We start from the raw sequence: 24,498 nt of genomic DNA on the forward strand, positions 1-24,498 counted from the left end.
TACTAATTCAGGAAAGTTATTATAATAAAGCTTCTGTAGCTCAGCGAATCATTAGTGGCAATACAAAATATTATCTCTCTTGTCATGATACTATCTGTAGCAATTGCTGATATGGCAACTGACTTATACTTAGTTGCACTGCCAAGTATTGCTAATCATTTTAAGGTAGAAGGTAGTGTAGTGCAGCTTACAATTAGCTTAAATTTAGTTGGATTTGCTATGTCTGGACTAATTTATGGTCCTCTATCTGACTATTATGGTAGACGTCCGATCATGCTGATTGGTATGGCAGTTTTTACTGTGGCAAGTGTTATGTGTTGTATGGTTAATAATATTATGTTCTTAATATTGATTCGTTTTATACAAGGAATAGGAGCTGGTGTTGCAGGCGTTGTTGGATATGCAGCAATAAAGGATATGTATTCAGGTAGTGAATATTCGAAGATGATTTCAAAGTTAAATATGGTAGTGGCACTCTCACCTGGGATAGCCCCAGTGGTAGGTAGTCATATAATTTCACATGGTTATAACTGGAAGTTTTTATTTTTTATTATATCACTAGCAGCAGTTATTATGCTTATTTTCATTTACTTTAAGTTACAAGAGACACTTGCTGTAAGTAAAAATGAAATTAGTATGGCTAACTTGGTTATTAGTATTTTCAAGCAGTATATATTAATGTTTAAAAACTATCGTTTTCTTGGATTTTCGACTATTCATGGATTAACTTTCATGTGGCTTTGGGCATATGTTGCTAACTACCCTTTCGTATTTGAATCTATGGGTGTTGAAGTAAAGTATTTCGGTTATTTTATATCAATTATAGTTATATTTTTCATGATTGGGGCTTTGATTAACAGAAAGTGTGTGCCAAAAATAGGTGTGAGCAGAATGTTAATAATAGGTTTAGTGTTGCCAATAATACCTGAGAGTTTACTGGCATATTTTTGCTCTGTAGACAAGTTGAGTATGTTTGTCCTTCAGGTTATTTGGATTCCAAGTAATATAGGTCTTGCACTTGTAATAAGCAACAATGTAACTTCTGCACTAGAAACAATTAAAGGTATAGGACTTGGTAGTGGAGTTCTCTCATTCTGTAATATGATGTTTGGGGCTATCGGGATATATATAATAGGAAAGTTTTTTTCTTACGGCGTTTTGTCAAACGCGCTGTTAACAGTTGCATGTTCTATAACTGCGGTTTTTATATATTATTTGCTTGAATACACTAAAAAGTATTCTAAAGTCTAATAATGGAAGGTAATTAAAAGTTTAACTAAACTAAAAAAAATCTGTTTAAAAGTGTGGTTAATATCAGGTATTATAAAGATGATATCATGAAAGGTGGTGTTGTGCTCTAGAATCAAGCATCTAAATACATGGGTCTATTATCTTAGATGTTAAGGCAAAATTATTATTTTTTTTGTTGTGGTATTTAGATGAACGCGAATTTTTCTTATTGCAGCACTAAAGAGATTTTAGCGGTTTTTCCAAAGTTAACTAAACGCTGGTAGAGTGTTTTTCATTTTTCTATTAACAAATGATAACAATAATAGACATATATAGATAGTATTTTTTAAATGTAAAATCTGTCACCTGTGATTTTGGGCTTTGCTAGCTTTCTATATAAACCATCTAATAATTGAATTGTGTTGTTTTAAGTAGGGAAATTATGTACCTGATTATCAAGGTTTAATATGAGGATAAAAGGATTTATGTAATAAATTATTATTGCAAGGCTATTATTCAAGCGATGGCATATCACCAGTATTGTAAAAATGCTTCAGGAAGTGATTTTTTACTGCAGATTATTTCTATCAGTTTTAGAATGACTAAAGTTCTCAGTGTTGTCTAAGTAAGTATCAATGTTTATTTTTCTTGCTATTCATGATGATAGAGATTATTATAAAGGGGTATGCTTTGAGAAAGATTAAGGATAATGGCAAATATCTAATGTATGTTCTAATATTTTTTGGCTATTACTGTTTTGCATTGGCAGCTGGGATTATTGCTGGTGATATTAATATGCAAAGTCAAAGTCTAGTGTTAAATTAAGTGATCTATATTAGGAAAAATAGTATATAATGTTAGCTCTGTTATATAGGTACTTATAACCTTGTTTAGAGAAAATGGGGAGAAGATTTAGAATATTTTTTGTGAAAAAAGGATATTCGATAAACCATACTTTACTATGTTAGATCTAAAGAAAGGGAAAGTAGTAAATTATTTAATATCTTCTACTTTTTTGAGCTTGGTGTTTAGGTTTGTAGTACTAAACCTAAGTAAAAGCTGATTATTTACGCAACTGATATTACTACATGTATTTCCCATGCTATACAATATGATACTGTTTGCAACAATGCTGCACCAACAAGGCTAGCTATAACTAGTTGAAATTTTCTTTATTGAATCTACCACAGTTCTATTTCACTGGAAGAGAGGCAGAATATTTGACCCATGAACCCAAGGTATTTTATTTAATGTTAAAGTGAAAACCTTTGCTGTTTTTAATCTATATAAATTAAAAATAACTAAACATCTTTATTCCTGTGCTAAAATAACTAGTACAGTTTGTCAAAAAATTTTTAAATGCATTACTAAAATTTATTATGTGGTTTTTATAAGAGATCTATTTACTCCTTGTCATTTGTAGCGTACTGCATTAACATTTATATATTGATTCAGAAGGTATTGATGAATAATATTGTAATTGTTGGTTTACAGTGGGGCGATGAAGGAAAAGGTAAAATAGTAGACTACCTTTCTGAAAATGCTAGTGTAGTTGTGAGATTTCAGGGGGGAAATAATGCAGGGCATACCATAGTAGTAGATGGTGAAGTTTATAAATTAAATTTGCTACCTTCTGCTGTTTTAAGGACAAGTAAGATATCTATTATAGGAAATGGTGTTGCTCTTGATTTGCATGCTCTAATCTCAGAAATAGAATTGTTAAAAAATAGAGGTATAGATATCAATCCTAACAATTTGATGATATCTGAAAGCTGTCCATTAATACTCAGTGTACATAAGGATAAGGAAAGGTTGTTTGAAAATTTAAATGGAAATCACAAAATTGGTACAACAAACAAGGGAATAGGGCCATGTTATGAAGATAAAGTTGGAAGAAGAGCTATACGTCTTTGTGACTTAGAAAATATAGATGAGCTTGATAAAAAAGTGGATACTCTTCTGAGTTACCACAATGCTATCAGGCAGGGCCTAAGCTGTCAAGTGGTAAGAAAGGAAGAAGTATTGAAGGAAATTAAAAAAATCTCAAGAAAAATTCTTCCGTATAAGAAACCAGTATGGAGAATATTGAATGACCTTACAAAAGAAGGCAAGGAAATAATATTTGAAGGTGCCCAAGGCACATTTTTAGATGTTGACCATGGGACATATCCTTTTGTTACTTCAAGCAATACTGTAGCGTCGCAAGCAATAATAGGTTCAGGGTTCTCTTTCAATGCTTATGTTATTGGTGTAGCAAAAGCTTATACAACAAGAGTAGGAAATGGTCCGTTTCCTACTGAACAGAAAAATGAAGTGGGAGATAGCTTATTTTCTATAGGCAAGGAGCTTGGAACGGTAAGTAATAGAAAAAGGCGCTGCGGTTGGTTTGATGCAGTTTTGGTTCGTCAAGCAGTACAGCTTTCTGGAGTTTCAAGTGTTATATTAACTAAACTAGATATTCTTGATTCTTTTGACAAAATTAAAATATGTACTGGATATGGGTATAATGGAAGTGTATTGTACGATTATTTACCAGCACTACATTCGATACAAGGAAAATTGGAGCCGATATATGAAGAATTTCCTGGCTGGAGGGAAAGCACTCAGGGTAAAAGGTTGGTCAAAGAGTTACCCACAAATTTAATAAGGTATATAAGAAGAGTAGAGGAATTAGTAGGTGTGCCAATTCATTTAATTTCAACTAGCCCAAAAAGGGAGGATGTTATTAAGCTCAGAGATTTTAAACTTTCTAGGAGTGCTCTTATGTCTTAATTACCTGTTGCCTATAAAAGTGCTTTCTTAACAGAAGAGTATTTAAGGTAACTTGAATATATTTTATTAGCTAAAATAGCTTCGTATTATAAAGCTATGGTGAAAGTTGATTCAGCATGTAAAGAGGAGTAAAAAAGTTAAATTCAAGTCTAACACTTGTGGTTATTTTTAACTTGATTAAGCTTTCTGATCAGAGTTAGCGTAAAGAAGGTTGTTAGCTTTAAAGTATGATTATTTATTTAAGTTGGATATATTTAGCTTATGAGGTAGAAAGAAGTGAAACGATAGAAGAGGAAAAAGCAAGTAACCTTTTTTGGAAGATAATCTTTTTATACTGCCAGAGCAGTTCTTATCTTGAATGTAATAAATAGTTTAATGGTGTTATGTTACTTGTACCTTTAAAGAGTAGTATTGGTAAAATAGGAAAGAGTGGATCTTTATATGAGAAAGAATTAAAAGCTTTAACTAATCTTGCAGAAGATTTTAATGCAACATATATTGCTTTACTGCCAGTTAAGGTTTTTTTTACACAACGAGGTTCCGATAGATAATGATATATAGGATTCCTTTTAAGAGCTTATGAAGAATAAGAAGGGCTTTTACTACTGTAATCTTTACAAGAAGTGGCAAAAGATTTATCTAGTAGACGTACTCTAAATGCAGCTTTCAACTTATATATAAGATGGGTACTATCTCTTTATAGTATAATGAAAGATTGAAAGGACAAGAAGCAATGAATAGAAAAGGTAACATGGAGAAATATGTTTTATATAGTAATATGTGAAAGATTTGGGAATATGATTAATTAATTCATTAAAAAATAGCAGATACGATTTCTGTGAGGGGATTTGATGATATACGTTTTAATTTTCTGGTTTCTGTTCAAAAAGGACTGTAAATCGTTGCATATGCTGCGGTTATGGTGATGAGAATATAAATAGCCTAGCTTTTTCTCTTAGATATCATGCTGGTGGTTTAAATTTATATTAAACTTTCCATTTTATATTGGGAATCAGATGCAACTCCGTATACTCTATTTGGTGGGATGATTTTATTTTTTATACCAAAGTTAATGCCTTTAGTTATAGCTGCTAGTACTTTTTCAAGGTTGCAATCTGCTCCGGGGACACGGTGTTCTAAGCGACATTTGCCACTGCAACTTAAAATCCTAATTGCAGCAGTTCTATTATTCACACCCCAACTAACTGTAGTTGGGGTGTGAATATCCGGATATTGAAATCTGAGATATGAGTTATTATTGGGAGCAAAGAATAACATATCTTTTTTCATCATAGCACATAACCCACCAATGCTGTAAATCAAGAAGTCACTATACCTTTGTTTACTGTAATAAAATAAGTTGCTATTGTGTAAGTCAACTAAATTGACGTGCACGTTTAATGCACTGCCTGCTCTATCTAAGTAAGGTTTTGCTTTAAAGGAAACATTACCACCAAGTTTTTGTGCTGTTTCAGTAATTAATCCTTTTGCTAACTCAAAATTCTTAATTAAGTTATTAAAGTCCATGTAACAACCACTTTTTGTTTCATATTGATGTATAGAGCTCTCTTTCTCACAGGAAAATCCAAGTAAAGCTATTTTATCTTTAACACTATTGAGAAATAAATACTCTTTCTCTATTCCTTCTGTATAAAATTCTAATTCAATTCCAAATTGTACATGACAGTTCAAATTATCTAATATGTTCATAGATTTACTTCAGTAAGTTTATATTAAGTTAATTATATTTATACTAGCACTTTACTTTTTGCTAATAGATTTAATACCCTATTTATGTAGTGTATTGTTGTTTTTTAATGCATTGCTAACTCTTGAAGCAAGTTATGGCTTATTTGTTGAAAGAAAAATGATCAATTTTAGTACTTTTATACCCTTTACAACTTATCAAAAATCACCATAATTTTTAGTGTATATTGAGTATTGTTGGCTTTTCACTTTGCAGTAAGCTGTTGATTATCTTTTATTTTTCTAATTGTTACTTTTTTCTTGGTATGGTGTATGAGCTTAATTAACCCTAAGGTTTCTGCTATGTTTTTTGACCAGATTGTTACAGTGACAGATCATAACATTGCTTGGGAGAAAATCCAGAATTGTCTTTATAATCTTTATGGAGAGGCAACATATAACAGCTGGCTAAGTTCACTTAGGTTTATCAGTAGTAGTAACGAGGAAGTTTTATTGTCTGTGCCAACAAGATTTATAAAGGAATGGATTACAGTTCATTATATGGAGAAGATATTATCTTTATGGCAAAGTGAGGATAAGAGTATACGTTCTATTGATATTCGGGTAACTGAGGGAAAGGATTTAAATTCTAATGTTATAGCAAGAAGCAAGGAGGAGAATAGTCATGGTCTTGGTTCACCACTTGACCCGAGATTTACCTTTGATAATTTTGTGGTAGGAAAGCCAAATGAACTAGCGTTTACGGCTGCGAAGCGTGTAGCAGAGGTGGATCCAATACCAGGTAGCAATCCTCTGTTTCTATATGGTGGAGTAGGGCTTGGTAAAACACACCTTATGCATGCTATAGCTTGGCACATAGTCAATTCTCTTCTGGAAAAGAGAAAAGTAGTGTATTTATCGGCAGAAAAATTCATGTATCAATATATTACAGCACTGCGAAGTAAAGATATCATGTTATTTAAAGAACAATTTAGGTCGGTAGATGTGTTAATGGTAGACGACGTGCAGTTCATTAGTGGTAAAGATAGTACACAGGAAGAGTTTTTTCACACTTTTAATGCATTAATAGATCAAAATAAGCAGTTGGTTATATCAGCTGATAGATCTCCTAGTGATCTTGATGGGGTAGAGGAAAGGATAAAATCTCGGCTTGGTTGGGGATTGGTAGCAGATATTAATGAAACGACTTTTGAGTTAAGGCTTGGTATATTGCAGGCTAAGGTAGAACAAATGAATATATATGTTCCGGATGATGTTTTAGAGTTTCTAGCAAGAAACATAAAATCTAATATAAGAGAGCTAGAGGGAGCCTTAAATAAAGTTGCTCATACTTCATTGATTGGAAGAAGTATGACAGTAGAATCAGCCAGTGAAACTCTGGCAGATCTTCTTAGATCAAATCATAAGCAAATTACAATAGCAGAAATACAGAAGAAGATAGCTGAGTTTTTTAATATAAAAGTCGCAGATATGCATTCTAATAGAAGACTCCGCGGTCTTGTAAGGCCGAGACAAGTAGCTATGTATTTTGCTAAAAAATTTACGCAGAAGAGTCTTCCAGATATTGGAAGGAGCTTTGGTGGTAGAGACCATGCTACTGTTATACATGCAGTAAAACAGATAGAAAATTTTATAAGAACTGACTCTAATTTTGCTGATGAAATTAATCAGTTAAAAAAAATGTTTAAGTAGAGTTTTTAAAGCTAAATTATATTACAGATCTAGTGTCATACTTGTAAGGTTAAGGAAATGTAGTAGTGGATTTAACTTAGGAAAGGGAAAAGGAAAATGCCAGTTATTTTAAATTTAGTAGAAGTAGAAAAATAGGAAACTTATATATAATGGGGAAAATACTTATTTGTCAAAAAAGTTTGAAGGTTTTTTAATGAAAAGATTAAGTGAAACTTCGTTAATATAATAGGACTTATGAAGGAGTTAATAATTATAGTGTAGAAATAATGTATCAATTATTGAACAAGGATATGATAGATATAACAGAACAAGGTTTGAATTTTAAGAAGTGGCAGTAGAGTTTATGGGGGAGATACAGCAAGCCTTTAATGTTACTTGAAGGTGCCTTGGTTGTAGACTTTTGAAGTAATTCAGAAGTGTTAAGTTATTGGATAGATAGTAGATCTATTGATCTGCTAATAGTATGGGAATATATATAAGAGACATAGTAACGGTTATATGATAGTTAAACTTTAGAAGAAATACAGCAGAACTCTTAGCTTCCAAAAAGAAAAGGTGGTTGTTGAGCTAAAAAGCGAATCAGAAAGTTATTTAAAACTAAATAGCAAGTTAACAGTTAGGGAATCTTTCTTTTAAAAGCTCATATTGGTCGCGATTTTCATAAAAAGGCAAGTATGGAAAAATTATGGTATCTATTTTAGTTTATCTAAATTTGCTTATAATTTGCTAATTACTATACAGCTATACAAATATTGTGAATAGCAATATGCGTAACAAGATGGTGTCATTTCAATATCTGGATCAAGTTTTTGGTAATTTTATCAAAAGTGTTTTGTGATGCGTTTGTTTATAATCAATTTTATTAGATCTCGGTATCGTAAGCATTGGAATGACATCCTTCTAGGTTGCTTGGGTGGTAGGTGATACTTTCTTGCTTGGTTTATGAGTTGCTTTAGTATTTAAGAAATTTGCTAATAAAGAAAAAGGCAAAAAATCTTTATTAAAAAAAAATTGTAAACAGCAGTATTACTTATATCACCTATTGCTTAATTCTCATTTTACCATGCTATAAGTGATTGTATTAGTCGACTAAAAGATCTGCTTTCTAGCAAGTATCTAGGAAATATATTTGTATGATTGCGACTTTCGTGTTTCCCAGTTTTTTACGTATTGTTTAATTAATTCAGGATAATTTTTGATGATTAATAAATTTTCGGCATTGCCTTTTCTGGCCGTTCTGCTAAGGTTAAATGATCCTGTAATGACTCTTTGATTATCAATGATTATTATTTTATTATGAGCAATTTTAGGCTTGTCATCAATCCAAATTGGTATTTTGCTAGCGAACAATTCATTTATTACACTGTATTTTGAGTGAAGCTGCGATTTATCCAAGATGACTTTAACATCAATGCCACGCTTTTTAGCCTTAATTAAGGCATATGCAACTGCTTTAAGAGTAAATGTGTATTCTTGAACTAGAATGGATTCTTTAGATTGGTCTATCTCGCTGATTAACGATTTAGTACAATCTTCTTCAGGTGAGAAGCAGACCGTAGCTCTTGGGCAAGGAGAAAATATAGAGTCTGTATGGCCTGTATAGTAATATGGAGAAGAACATGCTAACAAAAATAGAAGATATAAAAGTCTCACAACCGCACCGAAAGTATAGGACTACATTGTAGTTTAATTATCTGTTAATCCATATTTTTTCCACTTCTCTGTAACTTTTCTTATTGTTTCCTTATCCATTTCAATTTTTCTTCCCCACTCTCGTTTAGTTTCAGGTGGAATTTTGTTTGTTGCATCAAATCCCATTTTACTTCCAAGTCCGCTTTCAGGGGAGGCGAAATCTAAATAATCAATTGGTGCATTCTCTATCATGATAGTATCACGTACGGGGTCCATTCTTGTTGATATTGCCCACATTACCTCTTTCCAATCACGTATATTTATATCGTCGTCAACAATTATAATAAATTTCGTGTATAAAAACTGTTTTAAAAAGGAAAGTATGCCCATAACGATTCTTTTTGCATGTCCTGGATAGGATTTTTTAATTGACACTACTGCTATTCTATAGGAACACCCTTCTGGTGGCAGATAAAAGTCTGCTATCTCTGGAAATTGATTGATAAGAATTGGCACAAAAATTTCGTTGAGTGCCTCGCCAAGAATTGATGGCTCATCTGGTGGCTTGCCAGTAAAGGTACTGAAATAAATTGGATTTTTACGCATTGTAATTGCAGTGATATTAAACTCAGGAAATTGCTCAACAGAATTATAGTAGCCGGTGTGGTCTCCATATGGTCCTTCATCTTGATATTTGTCCAAACTTACATAGCCTTCTAAAATAATCTCTGCGTTGGCTGGTACTTGAAGTGGTATTGTTTTACAACTTACAAGTTCAAGAGGTTTTTTTCGTAGCAGTCCAGCAAATTGGTATTCTGATAGTGTTTCTGGTACTGAAATTACTGCAGCAATAAGTGTTGCAGGATCGCTACCAATCGCAGCAGCAGCAGGAAATTTTATGTTCTGCCTTTCTTTCTTCCATTGTTTGTAATGACTTGCTCCATCACGATGTATAAGCCAGCGCATTAGAGTCGTTTTTTTACTTATAACCTGCATGCGATATATACCAAGATTGAAATTATCTTTTTTGCCTTCCGTTGGTCCTTTTGTTACCACAACTGGCCAAGTGATAAGCGGTGCAGGTTCATTTGGCCAACATGTTTGAATAGGTAATAACGCAAGATCCACTTCATCCCCAGTTAACACTATCTCTTGACATGGAGCTTTGCTCACGACTTTACTTCGCATTGATAATACAGCTTTCAATAAGGGAAACATTTTTATAGCATCCTTGAAGTTTTTTGGCGGCTCAGGAGATTGCAAAAGTGCTAGGAATTTACCTAAGTCTCTTAGCTTACTATAATTTATATTTAACCCTAAAGCTATCCTATTGATGGTGCCAAATAAATTCACCAAAACAGGAATTGGATTTTTGCCATTTTCTGTAATGACATTTTCGAAGATGATAGCTGGTCCTTTGTTTGATAAAACTCTGCGGTGAATTTCTGTCATTTCAAGAACTGTTGAAACCTCTTCCTTGATTCTGATTAAGTCCTTTTTTCCCTCTAATGCTTTAATGAAGTCGCGTAAGTTATCATACATAATTTAAAGTAAATCTTCTGATGTAATTACGTAATGTATTCTTTTAAATATTGGTTTTCAGAAATCCAGCTTGCAGTAGTTAATGCCAAAAGTATCCACTTGTTTGATTTCATTTTTTCTCTATAAACTACTTTTTTATCTTTAAGTACTTAACAAACTTTTTTGTTACTGTATATAAGACTTATTCACTGTACTTTACGGTATAAGACATTTTATACCAATCTTTTTGATCGAAGGCTACAGATCTATTTGAATGTCAGAATCCTTACTGCATTTTAATCAGCGTTGATGCTGTTAACCTCTACATATAAATCTTGTATACTCTATATTACATTAGCATGTTTCAAACATATCATTTCAAGTACTTGCCTTGTCTGCGTTTGTCAAGCTATTTTTTATTGTTAATTCTTGATAGTAATATCACTTGTTGTTGCTTTTTTTATACTTCTCTGAATGGTCTTATCGAGCTAGAAAATGATTTATCTATTATCCTATAATATACTTCTTTTATGTTTTATTCAGTAGTAAAAAACGTTTAATAAGATTGATGACTGCTTAAGTAGGAGTACTTTTTAGTTCTACGTAGGTTAAAAAGACTTTAAAAGCTTATACTTATAATAAACCTGGATATAGAATACACCAGATATGAGTGTTTTTATAATTGATACTAAATTGTTTTTTTTCAATATATGGATATGTGCTAAAAATTTTATATGTAGGTCCTTTAAGTAAGTGTATGCCTAGAATAAAATTTTTATTATTTTATACTTGCTATTGCAGGTATGCTAGTAATAAGCAGTTGGTTTTCACAGCAAATAAACTCTAAACAATTGTTGTATAAGTAGAAACCTTAACAAGGTCATAGAGATTTTCTGAGAAGAGTCAATTAAAAACGATTATGCTGCTTGGAGTAATGTAATTAAAGGTAAAATTTTGTAGTATAAAAATAAGAGATATTTGACTCTACTTACCCTTTCTCAGTAGACAAGAATGACAAGAATAGCAAAGTTGTATCTGTAGGGTCCTTTGACTATTCTTGTGGTTATTGTAAAGCCATAAATGAAGAATGATATCAAACGATTGATTAATGATGGCAAAATTTTAAATATATTTTTAGGTATACTCCAATACTTGGTAATAACTCTTTAAAGGCAGTAAGGAGTGCTTTAGCTGTCTATTTTATTAATAAAGAAAATATTTTTGTTTTTATTATGCTGCCTTAAATTATATGGGAGAGTTTTCAAATAAAACTATATCGAATATAATGAAAAATATATGGATTAATGAAAGTGGCTTTGATAACTCTATGAAAAATAATGTAGATAAAATTGAGCAAGCGATAAATAATAGTAAACTTTTAGTAAAGGGACTAGAAGTAGGTGATACACCTTTTTTAATTATAGGGGATAGCTTGTTTGTAGGTGTTGACTGACTTAGGTGTACTGTGTAAGAAAGTCGATGAATTAAGCCATGAGTAGGGCTAGTTACACAATTTGTTGTAAAATTCTATTTTTTACTTGATAGTACAAATAAACTTATGGTTTTACTGAAAGATAATTAGTATTTTCTACTAATGTTGTCACAACTTATGATGGTTACGGGCACGCAACTTCAATTAATTTCATCTGTATGCAAATATAACATAGTCTATGTAGGTAGGTTTACAGCTAATAAACAAGAAATTGGAATAGGGAATAGTAGAAGCGACTTTTTTCGACTGATTAGAACTTATACAAGTAGAAAAGATGAGCACATATGTATGATTAGGGAATATTAGTGTTATGACACAATAGAGCTGATCTATTTAAATGACAAGGTAAAAAGCTAATATTCAGAGAAATTACTTAATGACTTGCTTCAAAATCTCCTCTTGTTGTTGAGCGTGGACACTAATATAGCCACATGCAGGAGATGCAGCAGCAGGTCTTGTGATACACTTAGGTCTTTTTGCTTGAACATTGAGATTGAATAATATTTCCTCTATCAACGGGTTAATAAAAAACCACCCTCCCATGTTTTTTGGTTCTTCTTGGCACCATACAATTTCAGCATTTTTGTATTTTTCAAGCTCTTTGCTTAATTTGTCAGCAGGGAATGGGTAAAGTTGCTCTAATCGTATTATTGCTATATCATTTATTTTTTGTGCCTCACATGCTTCAATTATATCGTAGTAAACTTTACCGCTGCATATTATGGTTTTGCGTATTTTGTTATCTGAAACTAAGTTTATTCTATATTCTGGGATTACTGTAAGGAATTTTCCTTCGAAGTCAGACAGATTGGAAACTGCTCTTTTGTGACGTAGTAGTGATTTGGGTGTAAATACTACCAAAGGCTTACGAAAGTCTCGATGGATCTGCCTGCGCAAAACATGAAAGTAATTTGCTGGAGTAGAGCAATTAACTACTTGTATATTGTCCTCTGCACAGAGTTGCAAAAACCTTTCTATACGTGCAGAGCTATGTTCAGGGCCTTGGCCTTCATAACCATGAGGCAGAAGTAAAACTAGACCGCTTGATCGTAACCATTTTGTTTCTGCTGACGCAATAAATTGATCAATTATGACTTGTGCACCATTTGCAAAATCACCGAACTGCCCTTCCCAGAGTACTAGTGAATACGGAGAGTCAAGACTATATCCATATTCAAATCCCATTATAGCATACTCTGACAGAGCGCTATCTACAACCTCAAAGTTAGCCTGTTTTTTGTTTATATTATTTAATGGAATAAATACCTCTTCTGTTATCTGATCAATAAGCCTTGAATGGCGGTGCGAGAAAGTGCCACGACTAGAATCTTGCCCTGATAAACGCACTTCTATTCCTTCTGTTAGTAGTGATGCAAATGCAAGACTTTCAGCCATTGCCCAGTCTATGTTACTACCAGAGTTTATGCTATCTATTCTAACATTGAGTATTTTTCTAATTTTATTATTAATGTTAAAGCTGTTTGGTATATTGCTATTTATGCGTACACCTAGTTTTTTTAACTTATCTGGTGGTACACCAGAGTCTGTGTAGTATTCGTTTAGATCATTCAGTTTCGCTCTTCTGAGTTTTGACCATATTCCACTGAACCAGTCAGCTTTTTTTGGGGTATACGCCACTGATTCAGTGAAACTTTTATCTAATTTTGCTCTAAATTCGTTACGTAGCCTGTTTACCTCATTACTGTTTAGTACTTTTTCTGCAGTTAACTTCTCTTCATACAGCGTTCCTGGAGTTTTATGCTTTGATATTACCTTATACATAAGTGGCTGAGTGAGATTTGGTTCATCACCTTCATTGTGGCCATATTTACGATAGCATATTATATCAATTATAACATCTTTTTTAAACTTCTGCCTATACTCCATCGCTAGACTTGTAACAAAACTTACAGCTTCTGGATTATCTCCACTCACATGAAATACTGGAGCCTCTATTGATTTTATTATGTCAGTACAATAAAAAGATGACCGTGTACAACATGGATTAGCAGTGAAACCAACTTGGTTATTAATGATGATGTGTACGATTCCATCCACTTTGTAACCTTTAATATTGCTCAAGGTCAAAGTTTCAACAACTACTCCTTGACCTGTAAAGGCTGCGTCGCCGTGAATTAATACTCCAAGTGCAGACCTTATTTTTTGCTTCGCTCTCACTCTTCCAGCTAGAACTGGATTTACTGCTTCGAGATGAGATGGGTTAGGGCATAGGCTTAAATGTACTTTTTTACCGTCGGCAAGTATGCGGTCAGATGAGTAACCGAGGTGGTATTTGACGTCACCAGATACCCCAAGATTACTTGGGTATGCAAGATTGCCTTGAAATTCAGATAATATTGCCGCATATTCTTTTCCCATGACTTTAGTTAAAACGTTGAGCCGTCCGCGGTGAGCCATGCCAAGAACCACTTCTTCAATCCCCCAAGCTATAGAGTTACTAATAATCTTTTCGATTGCAACAATGGCTGATTCTCCACCTTCGATAGAGAAGCGCTTGTATCCAGGAAATTTTATGTGGAGAAACTGCTCGAACATCTCAGATTCAATTAGGTGTCTCAGCATTTCTCTTTTATCTTGTGAGCTTAGCGTGTAGACTTGATTTTCGATTTTTTCCTGCAGCCATATTCTTTCCTTATAAGAAGAAATATGCATAAATTCAAATCCGATATTCTTACAGTAAATATCTCTATAAACTACGGTACTTTGTGTTGGGGAGAAATTTGAATATTTCTGGTAATCTATTTCCTTATTCATGTTTGGTAACAACGGATTAAGATCAGAAAAGAAATGACCATAAGATCTGAAAAAATTTACCAGATTAGAAACTGAATTATCTGCCTTAGTCAGATATTGTGTACTGCAGCCCTTATTAACTTCTAAATTAGTTGAAAAGATTCGATACCAATCTTCTCCAATTGATTTATCGCCTTGCAAGTAACGGCTGTACATCCCCTCTACAAATTTTGTGTTATCACCGTAAAGGTAGGAGTTATTTTTAAAATTTGGCATAATTACATGAAAGACATCAAATGCTTATAAGTATAACTTAAGTTTTTTAAAAAAGAACTTTTTTTAGTGCCAGTGAGTTAGTCAGTGTATTATCGATTTCTTGAAAATTGTCTTTAGCATTTAACTCAACAATTTTTTTAGTAATAGCTTCAGTAAGCTCGTGAGTAAGTTCTTTTTCTTGTGAAAAACGTGACTTTTATAGTACTAGTGATGGAAAGATATATAAAACTGTATGTTTATAGAAGCTTGAAACTTATATAAGTACGTGAGATATATATTACCACATAAAATTAAATACAATGTACCAACTACGTAATGCTTTTGTTGTTTAGCCTGTACAGATTTAATGATAATTAAGTACTTTTGTTGCCATAATAAAAAGGATGGTGAAATCTGTTAAGTAATTTTTAGTCCTGTCTTATAACTGAAAGCCAAACATTTACTTAAAGTGATCTGGTGCTGACATTAGCCGCTATAACTTCAGCTCGCACCTTAAAAGGTGCGAAGTAGGAAGCTATTATGCCTAAGCCACATATTATTTGGCTAATAAGAAATTTGCAAGTTTTTTTAATTAACTATGGAAAAAATTTATTTGCATAAAAGTTTTTCATAATATTTAATGTATCATAATCTGTAAGATCTAATTTTATTGGTGTGATAGTAATAAAACCCTCTTTAATTTTGCCTACACTGCCACTACCTGAATGCTCTCTAGACCAACCTAAACTTAAAGAACCGTCTGAATTTTCAGTGAAAGTGAAATCTCCATCAATGTTATACTCACCTTGTTCGGCAAATTCTACTCCTTTCACTTTTTCTGTTGCAGGGAAATTTATACTCATTGCTATATTTTTAGGCCAGCCAACCTCGACTAATTTAGCGGTGACTTTTGGTGCAAAAACCTTTGTATTATGCCAGTTTATTCTATTGTGATATACTTGACTTAATGCAATAGAAGGTATAGATCTTGCAGCACTTTCCATTACGGCGCCAATTGTTCCTGAATAACAGACATCGTCTCCAACGTTTGATCCAATATTTACTCCAGACAATACTAAATCTGGCTTTTTATCCATGATCTTATTCAGTGCAATGATAACACAATCTGCAGGGGTACCAGATATACTAAACTCTTTTTCACCATGTCGATTTACTCTAATAGATTGCCTTATTGGGTAATCAAGGGACCTTGCTGCTCCACTTCTATCAGTATCTGGTGCCACTACCCATATTTCTGATGCAAAGTTTTGTGCAACCTCTTTGAGTAATTTTATTCCTTCACTTTCAAAACCATCATCATTTGTTATTAATATTATCATATAAGATGTTATATAGCTCCAAAGCTATGATAAGTAATTCTGATTATTGGTTGCAAATAAATCTATTGTTCTTATCTACTTTTATTATTTGTGGTTTTTCTTGATTTTCTAGTACTTTACTTCTACTATGTGTTAAATTCATGTAAATTTACAGCTTAATGAGGAAATTAATATGGCTCTATGTTTGTACGCTAGTTTCAGTGTTTTAAGAGTAATTTAGGTATGATTAATTTAGAAAATTTGAAACGAGAGCTTGTTAAATTGCAAATGCAAATGAACTATCATGATATTTTATACCATCAGAAGAATAAGCCGGAAATCACTGATGCTGAGTATGATGAGCTAAAGCGAAAAGTGGCTGAAATAGAGATACAACTTCCAGGAATTTATGCAATACGGAAGGGTGTTGGTGCTCCGCCTGATGAGAGGTTTTCTAAGGTGAAGCATCAAGAACCTATGCTTTCCCTTGAAAATGCTTATGATGAACAAGGTGTAGAGAGATTTTTATCTAGGGTAAAGAGGTTCTTAATTGAAAATGAAATAGAAATATTATGTGAACCAAAAATTGATGGGTTATCATTTTCTGTAGTCTATGAGGATGGGAAATTTATTAAAGCTGCAACTAGAGGTGATGGCTTTATAGGAGAGGATGTTACTCGCAATGTTGCGACAATAAAAGGCTTTCCTAAGTTTTTGCAAGGTGTACGTGGCAGGTTAGAAGTTAGGGGTGAAATATATATCAGTAACAGTGATTTTTTAAGTCTAAATGAAAATAATGAGTTTGCTAATCCTCGAAATGCAGCTGCTGGTTCTTTAAAGCAATTAGATGCAAACATTACAGCAAGTAGACCACTTAAATATTTTGCCTATTCTTTAATTGGTGGGGGAGAAAAAAGCCAAAGTGAAGTGTTAGATAGGCTTAAGGCACTTGGTTTTTGTGTAAATGAACATCAATCTTTAACAAGTAGTTTGGATGGAATGTTGAAGTTTTATAATGAGGTCTGTAATTATCGCTATAGCTTAGACTATAATATTGATGGAATAGTTTATAAAATTAATGATTTAATACTGCAAAATCGTTTAGGGAACACTAACAAAGCACCGCGTTCGGCGCTTGCATACAAATTTTCTGCGGTTTACGCGAAAACAAAATTGAAAAAAATATTTATACAGGTAGGTAGAACAGGAATTTTAACTCCAGTTGCAAGTTTAGTACCAGTTAATATTGGTGGAGTGCTAGTTAGTAGGGCAAGCCTGCATAACCATGATGAGGTAAGGCGTAAAGACATAAGAGAAGGAGATATCGTAATAATTAAAAGATCAGGAGACGTAATTCCTCAAATTGATAGAGTAGAGGAGGGTTCTCGTCGTATAGGTATGCCTGAATTTGTATTTCCTGAAAAATGTCCTGAATGTGGTAGTAAGATACAGGTTGAAAGGGTAGCAATAAGATGTCCTGAAGAATTTACCTGTAGAGCTCAAGTTATAGAAAAACTGAAGCATTTTGTATCAAAAGATGCGTTTGACGTTATTGGCCTTGGTGAAAAGCAGATAAGTTTTTTTTATAACCTTGGCCTAATAAAAAAAACTCCAGATATTTTTGCCTTGGAAAAAAAATTAAATGAATTTAATCTAGAAGGTCAGTCTGGTTGGGGCAAGAAATCACTAACTAGTTTATTGAATGCTATACAAAGCAGAAAGGTAATAACTCTAGATAGGTTTATATTTTCTTTGGGTATTAGATTTATTGGCCAAGTTACAGCAGGATTGCTTGCAAATTATTATGGTTCTTATGATGTCTGGTACAACTCGATGATTAAACTGGTATCAAGTGATATTGAGATAGATATAGGTAGTACAGAGAAGAAAACGGCTAAGTCTTCTAGTGATGAGCTGATAGGTATAGATGGAATAGGAAAAAAAGTGGTAGAGTCTTTGAAATCGTTTTTTTCCAGGGAACGTAACATCAAAATGATAAATGATCTGATTACTTATCTTCAAATCCTTCCTGTGATCTCTAATTCTAGCAATTCTGTTTTAAACAATAAAATTGTAGTGTTTACTGGTAAGTTACTTACTATGAGTAGAGGAGAAGCAAAAGTAAAAGCTAAAGCTTTAGGGGCAAAAATCAGCTCAAGTCTCTCGAATAAAACTGACTATCTAATTGTAGGAGGAGATCCAGGATCTAAATACAAAAAAGCAGTGGAACTAGGTGTAGAAATTTTAGATGAAGGTCAGTGGCATAGAATGATAAATTTAAAAAATGTCTAAGTAACAATTGTCTAAGTTCTTTTAGGTACGTATAGGTACTGCTTATATCTCTTTATATCTCTTGACATTAATAGATTTATGGATAAACTAGAATAGTTTTGTATTGACCAAAGGAGTTATGGTAATGTTTGTTCAATTACTTGATAGAGAGTTAGATGGTTTGCATTTACTAAAGCATCAATTTTACCGATTATGGAATGAAGGGAAATTGAGTTTTAAAGCTCTACAAGTTTATGCTAAAGAGTATTATCATCATGTTGCTGCATTTCCTCGTTATATTAGCAGTATACACTCTTTGTGTCATAATCTGAAAATGCGGCAGGTTTTACTTAATAATTTAATAGAAGAGGAGCAAGGTGATGAAAATCACCCAGAACTATGGCAACGTTTTGCTGAAGGGCTTGGTGTTACGCGTTCTGATTTTCATGAGAATCCACAGGTTAAGAAAACACAAGAGTTAGTTGATGGTTACTTTAATATTGTACGATCAGACTTTGCAATGGGTCTTGGTGCTCTTTATGCTTATGAACGTCAAACTCCAGAGGTTTCTAAATCTAAAATTGAAGGTCTGAAAAAGCATTACTTAATAAGTGATAAGCGTTCTCTCCAATTTTTCACTGTTCATATAGACGCTGATAAATGGCACACTGAAGAGTGCGCAAACCTTATTGTAGATTTAAACAAGAAAGAACAAGAAAAGGTTATACAAGGTGCTAAAAGGGGAGCCAGGCTTCTATGGGGTTTTCTTGATGGAATGATAAACGCATATGTATCTTGTTGAGAGATGATCTCTAATAAGAGGAGAAAATTTCTCTTGAGTAGCTTAGTGGACTTTAGAGATATGTAGTAGGGGATAGCAAAGTGTATAAAGATGGAGATAAAGTATGAAACCTTTATGTAATCTTTTTATCCAGGATTTACGGCTTTGGATTCATTTAGGGTGTGGTATAGAAGAGAAGTTTAACCTTCAATTAGTGAGTATTAGTATTGATTTTATTTTTAAATCTCCTCCCTTAGGGTTTATCACTGATCAGCTTGGAGATACTATCTGCTATCTAGAAGTAGTACAGAATATTAAGTCTCTTGTTCAAAATAAGCAATTCAATTTAATCGAGCATTTTAATCATGATATATGTGTTACTGTTAGTAACCTTGTGATGCAGAAAAAGCATATTATTTCTTCTATAAAAGTAGTTACTCACAAAGTTGTACCACCTGTTCCTGATGTACATGGGGGTGTTGTTTTTACTTACTGCTATACGCTACAAAAGCAGGAAAATAACTGATGGTTTATATTTCTATTGGTTCAAATTTGAGAAATCGCTTTTCTAATTTACAAAAGGCTACTCAGTTACTAAAGAAGTCCTATTTTAAGGATTTAAAATCTTCAATTATTCTAGAAACTCAGGCTATTTTACCAAATGGTGCTCCGACTGAGTGGGATAAACCATTCCTCAATATGGTTGTATATGGAAGGTGTCTTGTTTCTCCTGAAGAGTTATTGAGAGGCCTCAACCAAATTGAGTGTGATATTGGTCGTCCACAAGTCCTTGAAAAATGGGAACCTCGTATTATTGATTTAGATATTTTATTATGGGATGATCTAGTGCTCGATACACCACATCTTACTATTCCTCACCCGGAATTGATGAATAGGCCATTTCTTCTTCACTTAATGGCAATGCTGAGTCCTATGGATAATATTCCAGTAGTTAACAAAACGTTTAATGCTGTTGCTTATAGTAACCCTAACATTAAGGATTGCTTTTTAAGGAGCTTTACGCTTTCACCAAAGCTTGTAGGAATTGTTAATGTTACTCCTGATTCATTTTCAGATGGTGGCCTTTATTGTGATTCAGATCAGGCGACTAAACAGGTGCTAAAACTAGTATCAGATGGTGCAAGTATAGTTGATCTTGGTGCTCAATCAACTAGGCCTGGATCTTCTATACAGCCTTCGAAGGTAGAATATGCACGCTTAAAGCCAGTACTTGATAATCTCAGTCATTATATAAAAGTTAATGATATTAAGATTAGCATTGATAGTTTCTGGCCGGATGTTATTTTAAATGTTTTAGAACGCTATAACGTTGCTTGGATAAATGATGTGAAAGGAAATTTAGACGATAATACCTTAAAAACAATTGCAAGTAGTGGATGTAGTGTTGTTATTATGCATTCACTCTCTGTGCCCCCACACGGGGATAATATTATTCCAAGTGACACTAACCCAATTAATATCATAAATCGGTGGGCAGAAAAGAACATTAACAAGCTACTTGCCTTTGGTTTTGATGAAAATTCAATAATTATTGATCCTGGTGTTGGTTTTGGTAAATCTCTATATCATAATATCTGGATTTTACAGAATATAGAAGCATTGCAAAATTTTGGCTGCAAAATCCTGGTTGGTCATTCCAGGAAGTCATTTATTTCTTCTTTTTCTACAGAGCTCGTCTTTGATCGAGATTTAGAAACAATCTCTATGTCGTCTGTATTATGCGACAAAGTTGATTTCCTTCGAGTACATAATGTACATGATCACATGCGGTTCTTTGTGGCTCAGGCTGTCTTACAAAGATGATAGTTATCGGGGTTATGGCTGTTGATCCAAATGGAGTGATTGGAGTGAATAATAGATTACCATGGCATTATCTAAGTGAGTTAGAGCACTTTCGTCAGGTAACTGACAAGCAGATCGTTGTTATGGGCAGGAAAACATTTGAAACAATACCTCAAGGTGTATTAAAAGATCGTACTCCCATTATTTTTTCTCACAATAAGTTAAGTTCTTGTTTTAATAGAAATATAGAATGTACAGTTGTTTCTTCTATAGAAGAATTTCTGTCAATTCAAAGTGGTTCTAAAATCTATATGATTGGTGGAGCACAGATAGCATATCTTTTTTTAAGGCATAATCTAATCTCAGAGTTTATCATAACAAGAATTCACAAGCTTTATAAAGGTGATGTATATTTCAACTTAATGCTTCTTAATGGATGGAATGAAACTATCCTCACAAAAACGCAAGATTATACTATATGTAGAGTAATACGTTAAATATGCATGTTGAAGCGATTTGTACCCACCTGATTCAACACGGTGAGGCATTAGAGAAAATTCTTGATTGCTATATTTCGAAGTTATTGGAAGAAAAGGTTGTACTTGCTATTGCATCAAAAATCGTTTCCATTTGCCAAGGACGAGTAATCTGCAAAACTGCTTGTTCTAAAGAAGAGCTAATCAGAAAGGAAGCTGATGCAATTGCTGATATAGGTTACCAGCTTGGGGTTTACTTAACAATCAAAGATGATACCTTAATTCCGTCTGCTGGTATTGATGAATCAAATGGTGATGGAATGTATATTCTATATCCAAAAGATGTTCAGAAAACTGCTGCGTCATTATGGAGCTACCTTAGAGCAAAACACTGTATAAAACATCTTGGTATTTTAATTACAGATAGTAATATAGCGCCTATGCGCCTTGGGGTTACAGGGATTTCTCTTGGTTGGTGTGGATTTGAACCACATTATTCTTATATAGGCAAGCCAGATCTTTATAACAAGCTACTCCAGGTAACACAGGTCAATCTTCTTGATGCTCTAGCAACTTCTGCTGTTTTAGTTATGGGAGAAGGTGCAGAGCGAACACCGCTAGCGCTAATTAAGAATGTGCCAAGAGCTCGCTTTGTTACCCGCCTGCCAACTATAGAAGAGGAGAAAAATGTTAAGATATCAATACAAAAAGACCTTTATTCTCCTCTCTTCATGAGAGTTAAGTGGTTAAAGAATGGAGAATAATTTAAAAAAAATTTATGAAACTTAGGGCAATATAGCTTGACTTTATCTTTTATATCATATTTTATTAAGTCTTTTGATAATATTCCTTATTTTTGCTGCCTCTTCAAACTCTAGATTCTCAGCATGTTTTAGCATCTGCTTCTTTAAGTTTCTTAGATCGATGTTACTAATATTGATACCTTCCTCAGCTGCTATTTTGTTTTGTAAGGTATTGGATATAGTTTTTGTTATAGTTTTTGGTGTAATATTGTGTAGAGTATTATATTTCTGTTGTTTCTTTCTTCTTCTTTCAGTTTCCCTTAATGCGCGGTTCAAGGAGCCAGTTATTTTATCTGCATATAAAATTGCCCTACCTTCAGCATTGCGTGCAGCACGCCCTATCGTTTGAATGAATGAAGTTTCTGACCGTAAAAATCCTTCTTTATCAGCATCCAAAATTGCAACTAAGCCACACTCCGGAATATCAAGACCTTCACGTAGCAAGTTAACGCCAACTAGTACATCTATTTCTTTTGACCTTAATTTATGTATAATGTCAATTCTTTCCAATGCGCCGATATCTGAGTGTAAGTAACTTACCTTTATATTTAGCTCACTCATGTGGTCAGCTAACTTTTCAGCCATTTTTTTTGTTAATGTAGTAATTAAAACACAAAATCCATTATTTATTGTCAGTTGTGCCTCATGAATTACATTATCAACCTGGTTTTCTGTTGATTTTATGATACAAATTGGGTCTGTAAGCCCTGTTGGACGGATAACTTGTTCTATAAATACATTATTGGTTTTTCCTAACTCATATTTTCCAGGGGTAGCTGAAATGTAAATAGTCTGCGGCCGTACTGCTTCCCACTCTTCGAATGTTAGTGGACGATTATCAAAAGCAGAAGGGAGTCTAAAGCCGTAATCAACTAATTTTTTTTTACGTGCCTCATTACCGCTGTACATTGCACCAATTTGAGGAACGGTAACATGACTTTCATCAACGAATAAAATTACACCTTTAGGTAAATATTCAAACAAAGTAGGTGGTGGATATCCAGCTTCTATTCCATAGAGATAACGTGAATAATTTTCAATACCTTTACATGTTCCAGTTGTTACCATCATTTCGATATCAAAATTAGTACGCTGCTCAAGACGTTTTGCTTCAACAAGTTTATTTTGTGAGTAGTAATAATCCAGGCGTTCATGCAGTTCTTCTTTAATCAGCTTAACTGACTTTAATAGAGTCTCACGTGGTGTGATGTGATAGCTGTTTGGAAAAACGGTGATTTTGTCTACATGTTTAATAATATTACCAGTTATGGCATCAATTTCAGAGATTTTTTCTATTTTATTGCCAAGTAGTGATAAACGCCAAGCTTTGTTTTCATAACAAGCAGGGAAAATATCAATAATATCTCCACGCACTCTGAAATATCCTCGTGCAAATCTGATATCAGAGCGTTTATATTGAAGATCAGCTAGGTTACTCAGGAAATCATTAACACAAATTTTATCTCCGACACTTAAGAATATAGTCATATTCATGTAGCTTTTAGGCGAACTAAGACCATATATGCAGGAAACGCTGGCGACTATGATTGTGTCCCTGCGCTCCAAAAGAGAACAGATAGCAGAATAACGTAGCATATCAATTCTTTCGTTGATTGTAGAGTCCTTTTCAATATAAGTGTCAGTTTGCGGTGAATAAGCCTCAGGCTGATAATAATCATAGTAGGAAATGAAGTATTCAACAGCATTATAGGGAAAAAATCCCCTCATTTCTTCATAAAGTTGTGCTGCTAAAGTTTTATTGTGTGCCATAATTAATGCAGGCCTATTTGTTCTTGCAATAACATTTGCCATGGTGAAAGTTTTTCCAGAGCCAGTAACTCCAAGCAAAACTTGGTCTCTTTTGTTATTGTTTAATCCTGCAACTAAACTGTCAATTGCCTGTGGTTGATCTCCAGCTGGTTTGAAATGTGTAACAATTTGAAATTCCATAACCCTTGTGATTTTATATACTTTATTATTAATACACTTA

At 33.4% G+C, this 24,498-nt stretch carries 18 protein-coding genes; 12 read left to right on the forward strand and 6 right to left on the reverse strand.

The window, feature by feature from the left end; translation table 11 throughout:
- Nucleotides 1-54 precede the first annotated feature (54 nt).
- The 4 genes from GOY12_RS01310 (at nt 55) to GOY12_RS01325 (ending at nt 4,553) form a co-directional block, all read left to right on the forward strand.
- Nucleotides 55-1,251 carry a multidrug effflux MFS transporter gene (locus GOY12_RS01310; RefSeq protein WP_458694627.1) on the forward strand — a complete coding sequence of 399 codons (1,197 nt, stop codon included), beginning with the start codon at nt 55-57 and terminating at the stop codon, nt 1,249-1,251.
- A 636-nt stretch (nt 1,252-1,887) separates the two neighbouring features.
- Nucleotides 1,888-2,055, forward strand: coding sequence for a hypothetical protein (locus tag GOY12_RS01315; protein ID WP_175818280.1), 168 nt, complete (start codon nt 1,888-1,890; stop codon nt 2,053-2,055).
- 639 nt (nt 2,056-2,694) lie between these two features.
- Nucleotides 2,695-4,002, forward strand: a complete 1,308-nt coding sequence (locus GOY12_RS01320; RefSeq protein WP_175818281.1) for an adenylosuccinate synthase — start codon at nt 2,695-2,697, stop codon at nt 4,000-4,002.
- 383 nt (nt 4,003-4,385) lie between these two features.
- Complete coding sequence (locus GOY12_RS01325) at nt 4,386-4,553, forward strand: hypothetical protein (RefSeq protein ID WP_175818282.1); 168 nt, start codon at nt 4,386-4,388, stop codon at nt 4,551-4,553.
- A 430-nt stretch (nt 4,554-4,983) separates the two neighbouring features.
- On the opposite strand, the gene GOY12_RS01330 is transcribed toward GOY12_RS01325, so the two are convergent.
- Nucleotides 4,984-5,712 (reverse strand): type I glutamate--ammonia ligase, encoded by a 729-nt coding sequence (locus tag GOY12_RS01330; protein ID WP_175818283.1) that lies wholly within the window; start codon nt 5,710-5,712, stop codon nt 4,984-4,986.
- 309 nt (nt 5,713-6,021) lie between these two features.
- Here GOY12_RS01330 and dnaA point away from each other — a divergent pair, with 309 nt between their 5' ends.
- Complete coding sequence (gene dnaA / locus GOY12_RS01335; protein ID WP_175818284.1) at nt 6,022-7,401, forward strand: chromosomal replication initiator protein DnaA; 1,380 nt, start codon at nt 6,022-6,024, stop codon at nt 7,399-7,401.
- Between the two features lie 1,116 nt (nt 7,402-8,517).
- Here the strand turns inward: dnaA and GOY12_RS01340 are convergent.
- Together GOY12_RS01340 and GOY12_RS01345 are read right to left on the reverse strand one after the other, a co-directional pair.
- Nucleotides 8,518-9,054 (reverse strand): phospholipase D family nuclease, encoded by a 537-nt coding sequence (locus tag GOY12_RS01340; protein WP_175818285.1) that lies wholly within the window; start codon nt 9,052-9,054, stop codon nt 8,518-8,520.
- Nucleotides 9,055-9,087: 33 nt separating this feature from the next.
- On the reverse strand, nt 9,088-10,575 hold the full coding sequence (locus GOY12_RS01345) for a UbiD family decarboxylase (protein ID WP_175818286.1): 1,488 nt from the start codon (nt 10,573-10,575) through the stop codon (nt 9,088-9,090).
- Nucleotides 10,576-11,803: 1,228 nt separating this feature from the next.
- Here GOY12_RS01345 and GOY12_RS03685 point away from each other — a divergent pair.
- On the forward strand, nt 11,804-12,007 hold the full coding sequence (locus tag GOY12_RS03685) for a thioredoxin domain-containing protein (RefSeq protein ID WP_246214399.1): 204 nt from the start codon (nt 11,804-11,806) through the stop codon (nt 12,005-12,007).
- Between the two features lie 408 nt (nt 12,008-12,415).
- Here the strand turns inward: GOY12_RS03685 and GOY12_RS01355 are convergent, their stop codons facing one another.
- The gene (locus GOY12_RS01355) at nt 12,416-15,076 is read right to left on the reverse strand and encodes a 2-oxoglutarate dehydrogenase E1 component (RefSeq protein WP_175818287.1); all 2,661 of its coding nucleotides are present in this window, start codon (nt 15,074-15,076) and stop codon (nt 12,416-12,418) included.
- Nucleotides 15,077-15,651: 575 nt separating this feature from the next.
- Nucleotides 15,652-16,395, reverse strand: coding sequence for a 5'/3'-nucleotidase SurE (surE, locus tag GOY12_RS01360; RefSeq protein WP_175818288.1), 744 nt, complete (start codon nt 16,393-16,395; stop codon nt 15,652-15,654).
- Nucleotides 16,396-16,617: 222 nt separating this feature from the next.
- Here surE and ligA point away from each other — a divergent pair, with 222 nt between their 5' ends.
- The 6 genes from ligA (at nt 16,618) to GOY12_RS01390 (ending at nt 22,469) form a co-directional block, all read left to right on the forward strand.
- Nucleotides 16,618-18,666 (forward strand): NAD-dependent DNA ligase LigA, encoded by a 2,049-nt coding sequence (gene ligA / locus GOY12_RS01365; RefSeq protein WP_175818289.1) that lies wholly within the window; start codon nt 16,618-16,620, stop codon nt 18,664-18,666.
- 124 nt (nt 18,667-18,790) lie between these two features.
- Nucleotides 18,791-19,447, forward strand: coding sequence for a CADD family putative folate metabolism protein (locus GOY12_RS01370; RefSeq protein ID WP_410543528.1), 657 nt, complete (start codon nt 18,791-18,793; stop codon nt 19,445-19,447).
- Between the two features lie 103 nt (nt 19,448-19,550).
- A complete protein-coding gene (locus tag GOY12_RS01375) occupies nt 19,551-19,952 on the forward strand; it encodes a dihydroneopterin aldolase (protein WP_175818291.1) in 402 nt (133 codons plus the stop codon).
- Nucleotides 19,952-21,250: a dihydropteroate synthase gene (gene folP / locus GOY12_RS01380; RefSeq protein WP_175818292.1), complete on the forward strand. Its 1,299-nt coding sequence runs from the start codon at nt 19,952-19,954 to the stop codon at nt 21,248-21,250. Before GOY12_RS01375 ends, folP begins: the two co-directional genes overlap by 1 nt.
- Complete coding sequence (locus GOY12_RS01385; RefSeq protein ID WP_175818293.1) at nt 21,247-21,726, forward strand: dihydrofolate reductase; 480 nt, start codon at nt 21,247-21,249, stop codon at nt 21,724-21,726. The genes folP and GOY12_RS01385 overlap by 4 nt, the downstream gene beginning before the upstream one ends.
- A 2-nt stretch (nt 21,727-21,728) precedes the next feature.
- On the forward strand, nt 21,729-22,469 hold the full coding sequence (locus tag GOY12_RS01390; protein WP_175818294.1) for a putative folate metabolism gamma-glutamate ligase: 741 nt from the start codon (nt 21,729-21,731) through the stop codon (nt 22,467-22,469).
- A gap of 54 nt (nt 22,470-22,523) precedes the next feature.
- Here the strand turns inward: GOY12_RS01390 and uvrB are convergent, their stop codons facing one another.
- On the reverse strand, nt 22,524-24,458 hold the full coding sequence (uvrB, locus tag GOY12_RS01395; RefSeq protein ID WP_175818295.1) for an excinuclease ABC subunit UvrB: 1,935 nt from the start codon (nt 24,456-24,458) through the stop codon (nt 22,524-22,526).
- Nucleotides 24,459-24,498: the final 40 nt, after the last annotated feature.

Source organism: Wolbachia endosymbiont of Dirofilaria (Dirofilaria) immitis, assembly GCF_013365455.1.
In the GTDB taxonomy this organism is placed as follows: Bacteria; Pseudomonadota; Alphaproteobacteria; order Rickettsiales; family Anaplasmataceae; genus Wolbachia.

Excerpts from the sequence above, each read along its gene's own strand:
- GOY12_RS01315 (WP_175818280.1), top strand. The coding sequence starts at position 1,888 with ATGATGATAGAGATTATTATAAAGGGGTATGCTTTGAGAAAGATTAAG.
- GOY12_RS01320 (WP_175818281.1), top strand. The coding sequence starts at position 2,695 with ATGAATAATATTGTAATTGTTGGTTTACAGTGGGGCGATGAAGGAAAA.
- GOY12_RS01325 (WP_175818282.1), top strand. The coding sequence starts at position 4,386 with ATGTTACTTGTACCTTTAAAGAGTAGTATTGGTAAAATAGGAAAGAGT.
- GOY12_RS01330 (WP_175818283.1), bottom strand. The coding sequence starts at position 5,712 with ATGAACATATTAGATAATTTGAACTGTCATGTACAATTTGGAATTGAA.
- dnaA (WP_175818284.1), top strand. The coding sequence starts at position 6,022 with ATGAGCTTAATTAACCCTAAGGTTTCTGCTATGTTTTTTGACCAGATT.
- GOY12_RS01345 (WP_175818286.1), bottom strand. The coding sequence starts at position 10,575 with ATGTATGATAACTTACGCGACTTCATTAAAGCATTAGAGGGAAAAAAG.
- GOY12_RS03685 (WP_246214399.1), top strand. The coding sequence starts at position 11,804 with ATGGGAGAGTTTTCAAATAAAACTATATCGAATATAATGAAAAATATA.
- GOY12_RS01355 (WP_175818287.1), bottom strand. The coding sequence starts at position 15,076 with ATGCCAAATTTTAAAAATAACTCCTACCTTTACGGTGATAACACAAAA.
- surE (WP_175818288.1), bottom strand. The coding sequence starts at position 16,395 with ATGATAATATTAATAACAAATGATGATGGTTTTGAAAGTGAAGGAATA.
- ligA (WP_175818289.1), top strand. The coding sequence starts at position 16,618 with ATGATTAATTTAGAAAATTTGAAACGAGAGCTTGTTAAATTGCAAATG.
- GOY12_RS01370 (WP_410543528.1), top strand. The coding sequence starts at position 18,791 with ATGTTTGTTCAATTACTTGATAGAGAGTTAGATGGTTTGCATTTACTA.
- GOY12_RS01375 (WP_175818291.1), top strand. The coding sequence starts at position 19,551 with ATGAAACCTTTATGTAATCTTTTTATCCAGGATTTACGGCTTTGGATT.
- folP (WP_175818292.1), top strand. The coding sequence starts at position 19,952 with ATGGTTTATATTTCTATTGGTTCAAATTTGAGAAATCGCTTTTCTAAT.
- GOY12_RS01385 (WP_175818293.1), top strand. The coding sequence starts at position 21,247 with ATGATAGTTATCGGGGTTATGGCTGTTGATCCAAATGGAGTGATTGGA.
- GOY12_RS01390 (WP_175818294.1), top strand. The coding sequence starts at position 21,729 with ATGCATGTTGAAGCGATTTGTACCCACCTGATTCAACACGGTGAGGCA.
- uvrB (WP_175818295.1), bottom strand. The coding sequence starts at position 24,458 with ATGGAATTTCAAATTGTTACACATTTCAAACCAGCTGGAGATCAACCA.